The organism is Mesorhizobium sp. WSM4817, assembly GCF_055811135.1.
On the sequence record NZ_JBVVQQ010000064.1, the window covers coordinates 1 to 7979 of the forward strand.

Here is a 7979-nt window from a genome sequence, read left to right on the forward strand (position 1 = left end):
CTCATCACAACCCTCAACGCTATGGTGCGCACCAACAAACCCTGGAATCCGGCTTCCGTTTGAAGCACGGTTGCTCAACCGTCTCGGCGCTGCGCGCCGATCCACCTTCTCCCACAAGGGGAGAAGGCAAGATGGTGCTTGGCTCTCCTCACGGCCCTGCCCGCCTGCGCCGCCGCTCATAGAGCATGACCAGGGTTTCGGCGGTCAGCGCCGGCTTCTTCTCACCTTCGATCTCAACGATGTTGGCCGCCTTCATCAGATACTGGCCGGGGCCCTTGTCCTCTATGGACAACAGCGTGATCCGCAGCCTGATGCGCGCGCCGGCCCTGACCGGCGCCAGGAACCGCACCTTGTCAAAACCATAATTGAAGACGGCTTGCGTGTTTTCCGGCACGATGCCCATGTCGAGCGCCAGCGCGCCGATCATCGACAGCGTCAGATAGCCATGCGCGATGGTGGCGCGGAACGGGCTCTGCCGCTTCGCCCGCTCTGGATCGACATGGATCCATTGGCGGTCGCCAGTGCATTCGGCGAACTGGTCGATGCGGCTCTGGTCGACCGTCGTCCAGTCCGACACGCCAAGCTCCTGCCCTGTCATCGTCCTGAGCTGTTCGTAGGTCGGCGGCGGCCTCAGCCGTATTTGCGTCATTCCTGCTTTCCCGATCGCTTGCCCTGCCTCCGGACCACGAACCGGCCGCCTCTGTCAATTCGCTCAGTGTGTTCCGCCGCGATATCCTCGGCCGGATCGCGCCAGTGCCGGTGTAGAGCTGGCAACAGGATTATCGAGCAAGAGGAACTTTGTGCGCCTCGGCGGGACCAACACCAAGGCTTTCGCCAGCCGGGATGACGACAGAAAAGTCCAGCGGCTTGGGAAACAGCCTACTTCTTGTCGTAGCCGCTGCGGATTTCCTCCATCGCCTCCTTGATGCGCTCGCGCAGGATCTCGACCGATTCGGTGCCGGATTTCCTGGCCAGCTCGGCCACCTCGCCGGCATTCTTCAATGCGGTTTCGAAGGATTTCCTGGCGAACGCCGTTTGCTTGGCCATCAGCTCCCGAGGATCGCCCGGCGCCCTGTAGTCCTGTGCCATGTCGGCGATCTCGTGCAGCGTGTCCTGCAGCATCTCGCGTTGTCTGGAGAGCAGCGACGACGCTCCGGCAGCACTTGCCCTGGCCGACTTTTCCAGTGCTTCGAGGTTCTTTCGATGATGGCTGAGGATCGCCTCGACATCGACGTTCGGCAGCTTCAGGTCGCGGCCGAACCTGCCGAACATGTCGATGAAGGTGTCGGATTCCGGTCGCTTTGCCATGGTGGTTTTCCTCTGTTGCTGCGAATTCGGCAGCTGAAGAGAAACAATAGAACAGCGGAGCTTCGCGGTCCATTCGGCCGCGCACACATCGCGCCTCAGCCGACGAGGAACAGCCGTTCCAAAGTGTGGAGCACGACGCCGGCCAGGCCGCCGATGACCATGCCGTTGAAGCGGATATATTGCAGGTCCCTGCCGATGTTCATTTCGATCAGCCTGGTCAGTTGCGCAAGGTCCCAGCGCTTGACCTGATCGGCGATGAATTTCGAGACGCCGCTCTTCTGGCTTTCGACGAACGACGACAGCGCAACGATAAACCCCTGGTTCATGTCGGCCCTGATCTGGGCGTCGCCGGCAAGATGGCGGCCAACCTCGACGAACATGCTGGCGAGATGGGCGCGAATCATCGAATTCGGCGCCTTGGCGTCCTGCTCGATGAACACACTGAGGCTTTCCCACATGTCGCCGGCCAGCGCCTTCAGCTCCGGCCGGGCGAGGAAATCGCGCTTCAGTTTCTCGGCGCGCTTGGCGTATTGCTTGGACGTCCTCAGCCGCTCGACGAAGCTCAGGACAAAACGGTCGAACTCGGCCCGCATCGGGTGATCGGGATCGGCCCTCACCTCGTCGAGCAACGAACCGGCTGAGGCGACGATCTTCTTCAGCAGATACGCGTCGGCGCGAAACAGGTTGAACAGCGACGGCAATTCCTCGCGGATCTTCTCGCGCATCGTCGCCAGCGCCGCCTCGTCGCTCAGGAAGCGGCCGACGACCTTGGTGAATTCGTCGAACAGTCTTTGGTGGCGGCGATCATCGGTCAGCGCCGACAGCAACTCGGCGGCGAGCGGCGCCAGCGGCACCTTTTCGATCTGCTCCAGAATGCGGCTGCTGACGAAGCCCCGCAGGCCGGATTGCTCGACGGCCGCCAATGTCTGCGGCACCAGCCGGCCGACGAAATGCGACAGATCGGCGGCGCGGTTGGGGTCGGCCAGCCAGTCGGCGACGAGCGCGGAAAAATCGACCTCGGCAAGCTTTTCGCGCACCGGCTCGGGCGCCAGGAAATTGGCCTCGATGAAGCGGCCGAGATTGTCGGCGATGCGGTTCTGGTTCTCCGGGATGATCGCGGTGTGCGGGATCGGCAGGCCGAGCGGCCGTCTGAACAGCGCCACCACCGCATACCAGTCGGCCAGCCCCCCGATCGTCGCCGCCTCGGCGAACGCAGCTACGAAACCCAGCCACGGATAGTGGCCCTCGAACGACTTGGCCACCGCAAAGATGAGCACGCAGAGGGCGAGCGCTGCGGTGGCGACGAATTTTGTGCGCCGAAGCGCCGAAAGTTTGGCCTCCGCGTCGGCATCGAAGCGGGCGGACGCCCAAGCCGGTGATGATTGTGACATGGATGAACTGCTCCTGGTCTATGTCGCGGAGTTAACTTAGTAATCCGCCCACCCGAATGCGCGCCATTATCAGGGTCGTGGTTTGCACGACCGCCCACACAAAGCTGATAAAAATATTCAACTATTATGCGGTGCTTGTCTGGAATTATTCCAAGGTATAGGCCATATTAGGGTTGAGCTACTGCTTCGTGAGGACACAATGCGGCTGACACGCCAGACCAACTACGCCATGCGCATCCTGATGTATTGCGCTGCGAATACCGACCGGCTGAGCCGCATCCCGGAGATTGCGGCCGCCTACTCGGTGTCTGAACTTTTTCTCTTCAAGATCCTGCAGCCTTTGGTCGAGCATGGTCTGGTCGAGACGGTGCGCGGCAGGAACGGCGGCGTCAGGCTCGGCCGCGCGGCCGAATCGATCACATTGTTCGACGTCGTGCGCGTGACCGAAGAGAGCTTCGCCATGGCTGAATGCTTCGAGAACGACGCCGCCGAATGTCCGCTGGTCGACAGTTGCGCACTGAATTCGTCGCTGCGCGAGGCGCTCAACGCCTTCTTCGCCGTGCTCGAGCGCTATACGATCGCCGACATGGTGGCAGCGCGCCCGAACGTGCGCCACCTGCTCGGCATCGACATGCTGGTGCAAAGGGCGCCGGCCGCCTGATCCGGGTCGAGCCATAGCCGAACAGCGCTTGCAACTCTCCCTTCTCCCCTTGTGGGAGAAGGTGACCTCGCGAAGCGAGGTCGGATGAGGGGTGTTCCAGCTTGGCACCAACAGCGTTCCGTCCAACACCACTCAACCGTCTTGGCGCTGCGCGCCAATCCACCTTCTCCCACAAGGGGAGAAGGAAGAAGGGGCGGCGCCGACCTTGCCAGCTGGAACTTACGCCGCTGACTGCGGCAGCACGAACGGCATGTCTCCGGCCGGCAGCACGCCGACCCGCAGCCGGCAATCGAACACTTTTTCGATCAGATCGTCACTCAGCACGTCCTGCGGTGAGCCGGTGGCGGCAAGCCTGCCGCGGTGCATGACAAAGATCCTGTCGACATACATCGCCGTCAAGTTGAGGTCATGCAGGATCGCGACAACGCCGCCGCCCCGCCTGGCGAAATCTCGGGCGATGTTCATGATGATCAATTGGTGCTTGATGTCGAGGCTGGAAACCGGCTCGTCGAGGAAGAGATAGCGCGGTTTGCCGTCGAGGACCGGCGCCCAGACCTGGCAAAGCACACGGGCCAACTGCACGCGCTGCTGCTCGCCGCCCGAAAGCTCCTGGTAGAAACGGCCGGCAAAGCCGTCGAGATCGACGCGCGACAGCGCCCGTTCGGGCAGGCGCTCGTCCTCGCCGGGCAGCGCGCCCGAGCGCCCGCCGAGCAGGCCAAGCCTGACGATCTCGCGCACCGTGAAGGGAAACGACAGCGTCGTCGCCTGCGGCAGCACGGCGCGCAGCATGGCGGCCTCGACCGGCTTCATCACCGACAGGTCGCGACCGTTGATGGTGACCTCTCCCGAATAGGCAAGATCGCCGGACAGCGCCCTCAGGAAGGTCGTCTTGCCCGAACCGTTGGGACCGACGATGGCCGCGATCTCACCGGGCCGCATGTCGAAATCGACATTGGCGACGATGCCCTTGCCGCCGATCGCCACCGAGACATCCCGCGCTTCGATCATGCAAACTCTCTAACAGGTCTGCTCACACAGGCCCCCCTCTCATAGGTCTATAACCCCACGCTTGCGCAGCAGGATCCAGAGGAAGAACGGGGCGCCGGCGATCGCGGTGACGATTCCGATCGGCAGTTCCGCCGGCGCCACGATGGTGCGGGCGACGGCATCGGCCAGCAGCAGCAGGCAAGCGCCAAGCAGGGCCGAGGCCGGCAGCAGATAACGATTGTCCGGGCCGATGGCCAGGCGCAGCAGATGCGGCACGACGATGCCGACAAAGCCGATGCCGCCGCTGACGGCGACAGACGCCCCGACCGCCGCCGAGACGCCGACGATGGCCGTGTATTTCAGCCGCTGAACCGGAATGCCGAGATGGCCGGCGGTGGCTTCGCCCAGCGCCAGCGCGTTGAGGCCGCGCGCCACGAACGGCATCGCCGCCAGCGCCAGCACGATCACAGGCCCAACGGAGCCGATTTTTTGCCAGGTCGCGCCGGCGAGCGAGCCGAGCTGCCAAAAAGTCAGGTCGCGCAACTGCCGGTCGTCGGCCATGAAGATCAGGATACCAGTCAGCGCCATGGCAAGGGCCGCCAGCGCGATGCCGGCGAGCAGCATGGTGGCGACCGAGGTTTGGCCGCGCCGGGTGGCCACCTGATAAAGCACCAATGTCGTCACCAGCCCGCCGCAGAACGCCGCCAGCGGCAGAGCGAGTGTGCCCAGCATCGAAGTTATCGGCGCCAGCACTGTGGCGCCAAGCACGATGACGGACACCGCGCCGAGGCTCGCTCCGGCCGAAACGCCGATGAGACCGGGGTCTGCCAGCGGGTTGCGGAACAGCCCTTGCATCACCGCGCCGGAGACGGCCAGCGCTGCGCCGATCAGCACACCGAGCGTGACGCGCGGCAGGCGGATGTCGTAGACGATCAGGCGGTCGCGCGCGCTCAGCGCCTCGTTGCCGGGTGCTGCACCCAACAGCCAGTCGCCGACGACGCTGACGGCCGAGACATCGGATGCGCCTGAGGTCAGCGACAACAGGACGGCAACGGCAAGTCCGAGGCACAAAGCCAGGATGGCGATGCGCGCGCGCCCCGAGCGGTCGCCGTCGGATGCTGTCGCCATAGTGCTCGAACCAGCGATCGATTGATCCACCATCGGGCGCCCGCTCAGTCCGCGGCCTGCCCGCCATAAAGCGAGGCGGCAAGGTCGCGGATGACGTCGGCGGTGCGCGGCCCGAAGCCGAGCAGATAACCGCCATCCATGCGGACCACCTTGCGCGCCGCACCCGCCGGTGTCGACCGGATGGACGGGTTCGCGAACAATTCGTCGTCCGATACGCCGGGACCGGCATTGTTCATCATCAGGATCACGTCGGGCCTGGCGGTGATGACAGCCTCGTCGGACAGTTGCTTGTAGCCGGAGAAGCCGTCGATCGCATTGACGCCGCCCGAAAGTCTGATGATGCCGTCGGCCGCGGTGTCGCCGCCGGAAGCGAGGATCTTGCCGCCCCGCATCGACAGAACGAACAGGACGCGCTTGCGGTCCTTGATCGAGGCGGTCTGCTTTTCGGCGGCCTTCAGCTTGACATCGATCTCGGCTGCCAGCGCAGCGGCCTTGGCGTCGGCGCCAAGCGCCTTGCCGACGATGCGGATCTTTTCGAGAATGCCTTCGTGGTCGTAGCGCTCGGGCACCTCGATGAACGGGATGCTCGTCTTCTTCAGCACGTCGACGGTTTCCTTCGGCCCGCTGCCGTGCAGCGCCAGGATGCCCGACGGATTGACCGATAGCACGCCTTCTGGCGACAGCTGGCGCATGTAACCGACGTCAGGCAGCTTGAGCGCCGCCTCGGGATATCGGCTGGTCGAATCGCGAGCGACCAGCCGGTCCTGCTCGCCGAGCGCAAAGATGATCTCGGTGATCGAACCGCCAATGGCCGCTATCTTCGACGGGTCCGCAAAAACCTCCGTGCCTTCGGCAGCGCGGGCCGGCAGCGCAAAGGCCACGCAAAGGCACATCGTGGCCCCAAGCGCCATTCTAAAAACACGCGCCCGTTTAAGCAAAGCAGCCATTGTCGTTGTCCTTAGGCTGCGGTCGGGCTTGGAATGCGCGGCAGGTTCTCTGCCAGAAACCGCCAGTCCTCGCGCTCGCTTTCGCCTTCGTGGCGCTTGCCGAAGAACTGGATGATCATCTTGCCGTCGGCGCCATAGGCTTCGAGAGACGTGACATGGCCATCCTTGGTCGGCTTGCGCACGCCCCAGACCTCTTGGATGTGGTCGGTCCGCAGATGCAGGTGGAAGGTCTCGTCCAAGACGTTGATCCACGGCCCCATCGGCTTGATCGACTTGATCGGGCCCGAATGGATCTGGATGCAGCCGCGATTGCCGACAAAGCACATGATCGGCATCTCGCCCTCGGCGGCATGATGGAACATGGCGCTGACGGCATCGTGGTCGAGCAGCCAGGCGTAATCCTGGCCAACCATGCGCAACGCCTGGCGGCGGTCGAGCTTCAGCGTCTTCAGCATGCCGAAGAACTGATGCACGTCGGTCAGACGGCTCCAGCGGTCGCGCAGATCGTCGACGTCAGCGGAAGCGGCGGAAGCCTCGGCCTCGCTTTCAGGCCCGCCTTCTGAAATCGACCCTTCCTCTGAAATCGCGACGCTCGACTCCTGGTTCGGCGATTCCAGCTCGGCAACCAGCTTCTGATAGGCATAGAAGTTCGACGCCGGCCGCAGATGCACCTTGTGCACCGCCTCGCCTGCCGCATCGAAGAACTGCAGGCTGCGCCTGATATCGCCGCCGTCGCGCTTTTCGACGGCAAAGCCGTGCGCCCAGGCTTTCGGGAAGATGCGCAGGTCGATGTTCTCGCCGAGCACCATGGCATTGTGGTTGCCGGTCACGACCTTGTCGTAGACGCCGATCTTCTCGTGCACGGCGCTTTCATTGCGCGTCAGCGCCATGACCTCGCCGACGGCCTCGAGGCCGGTCAAAAGATCATTGACGCGCGGCTCGACGCGGAGGACGCCGTCGCCGCAATGCGCGGCGACCAGCTCGGCCTCCGAAATGCCAAGCTGGGCGGCGAGATCGCGCTCGCGCGTCTTCGGATTGTCTGCCCGCGCCCGCCGGATCTCGTGCGGCGCGGGCCTTACGCGCTGGTCCATATTTTTATTACCTACTTGTTGAGGATGAGCTTGCCCTGGCGGGTGATTTTTAGTCGGTAGAGCGCTCCGTGATGCTCGATGCCGATCTCGTGCTCGCCCTGGAACAGCGCGTTGCTGGACAGGGTCCTCACCGTCAACGGAACCCGATCGAAACGAGCCGAATTGTCGTCGGAACGGCGGACGCGATCGCGAAAGTCATTGGGCCGAAAGTCATTGGGCCGAAAGTCTTTGGGATTGTGCGTGTTCATCTGGTTCGATCCCTTCCTGCGCCGGGCCTGGTCGGCTGGCGCGGCGCTGCGTGAATGCCGCTTCATTTCTTGACTTTAATACTCATGTTTACTAGTCAGTGCAATACCGGACTAGATGAGTCAAGATTTAAGAAGCCGGACACGACGAAAAATGCCGGCGCGTCAAGCCGGCCAGCATCGAACCAGGATTTTTGGAGTGGGGGCATGGGGTTGGGGAA

9 protein-coding genes are annotated in these 7979 nt (G+C 63.4%); 1 reads left to right on the top strand and 8 read right to left on the bottom strand.

Annotation, left to right across the window (positions count from 1 at the left end):
* Positions 1-148: 148 nt before the first annotated feature.
* The 3 genes from AC0L2K_RS34410 to AC0L2K_RS34420 all read right to left on the bottom strand — a co-directional run bounded on the left by AC0L2K_RS34410 (position 149) and on the right by AC0L2K_RS34420 (position 2699).
* The gene (locus tag AC0L2K_RS34410; RefSeq protein WP_473533583.1) at positions 149-649 is read right to left on the bottom strand and encodes a MaoC family dehydratase; all 501 of its coding nucleotides are present in this window, start codon (positions 647-649) and stop codon (positions 149-151) included.
* Positions 650-879: 230 nt separating this feature from the next.
* Positions 880-1308: a phasin family protein gene (locus AC0L2K_RS34415; RefSeq protein WP_023803597.1), complete on the bottom strand. Its 429-nt coding sequence runs from the start codon at positions 1306-1308 to the stop codon at positions 880-882.
* 95 nt (positions 1309-1403) lie between these two features.
* Complete coding sequence (locus tag AC0L2K_RS34420; protein WP_128177226.1) at positions 1404-2699, bottom strand: DUF445 domain-containing protein; 1296 nt, start codon at positions 2697-2699, stop codon at positions 1404-1406.
* Positions 2700-2898: 199 nt separating this feature from the next.
* Here AC0L2K_RS34420 and rirA point away from each other — a divergent pair, with 199 nt between their 5' ends.
* The gene (gene rirA / locus AC0L2K_RS34425; protein ID WP_023803595.1) at positions 2899-3360 is read left to right on the top strand and encodes an iron-responsive transcriptional regulator RirA; all 462 of its coding nucleotides are present in this window, start codon (positions 2899-2901) and stop codon (positions 3358-3360) included.
* Between the two features lie 219 nt (positions 3361-3579).
* Here rirA and AC0L2K_RS34430 read toward each other — a convergent pair whose 3' ends face one another.
* Genes AC0L2K_RS34430 through hemP form a run of 5 tightly spaced genes read right to left on the bottom strand, consistent with a single transcriptional unit; the run spans position 3580 to position 7761 of the window.
* Positions 3580-4368, bottom strand: coding sequence for a heme ABC transporter ATP-binding protein (locus AC0L2K_RS34430; protein WP_128246849.1), 789 nt, complete (start codon positions 4366-4368; stop codon positions 3580-3582).
* A gap of 39 nt (positions 4369-4407) precedes the next feature.
* The gene (locus AC0L2K_RS34435; protein ID WP_473533584.1) at positions 4408-5508 is read right to left on the bottom strand and encodes a FecCD family ABC transporter permease; all 1101 of its coding nucleotides are present in this window, start codon (positions 5506-5508) and stop codon (positions 4408-4410) included.
* An 11-nt stretch (positions 5509-5519) separates the two neighbouring features.
* Positions 5520-6386 carry a heme/hemin ABC transporter substrate-binding protein gene (locus AC0L2K_RS34440; protein ID WP_473533585.1) on the bottom strand — a complete coding sequence of 289 codons (867 nt, stop codon included), beginning with the start codon at positions 6384-6386 and terminating at the stop codon, positions 5520-5522.
* Positions 6387-6433: 47 nt separating this feature from the next.
* Positions 6434-7513 carry a hemin-degrading factor gene (locus AC0L2K_RS34445; RefSeq protein WP_128177234.1) on the bottom strand — a complete coding sequence of 360 codons (1080 nt, stop codon included), beginning with the start codon at positions 7511-7513 and terminating at the stop codon, positions 6434-6436.
* Between the two features lie 11 nt (positions 7514-7524).
* Positions 7525-7761 carry a hemin uptake protein HemP gene (hemP, locus tag AC0L2K_RS34450; protein ID WP_128177236.1) on the bottom strand — a complete coding sequence of 79 codons (237 nt, stop codon included), beginning with the start codon at positions 7759-7761 and terminating at the stop codon, positions 7525-7527.
* Positions 7762-7979 lie beyond the last annotated feature (218 nt).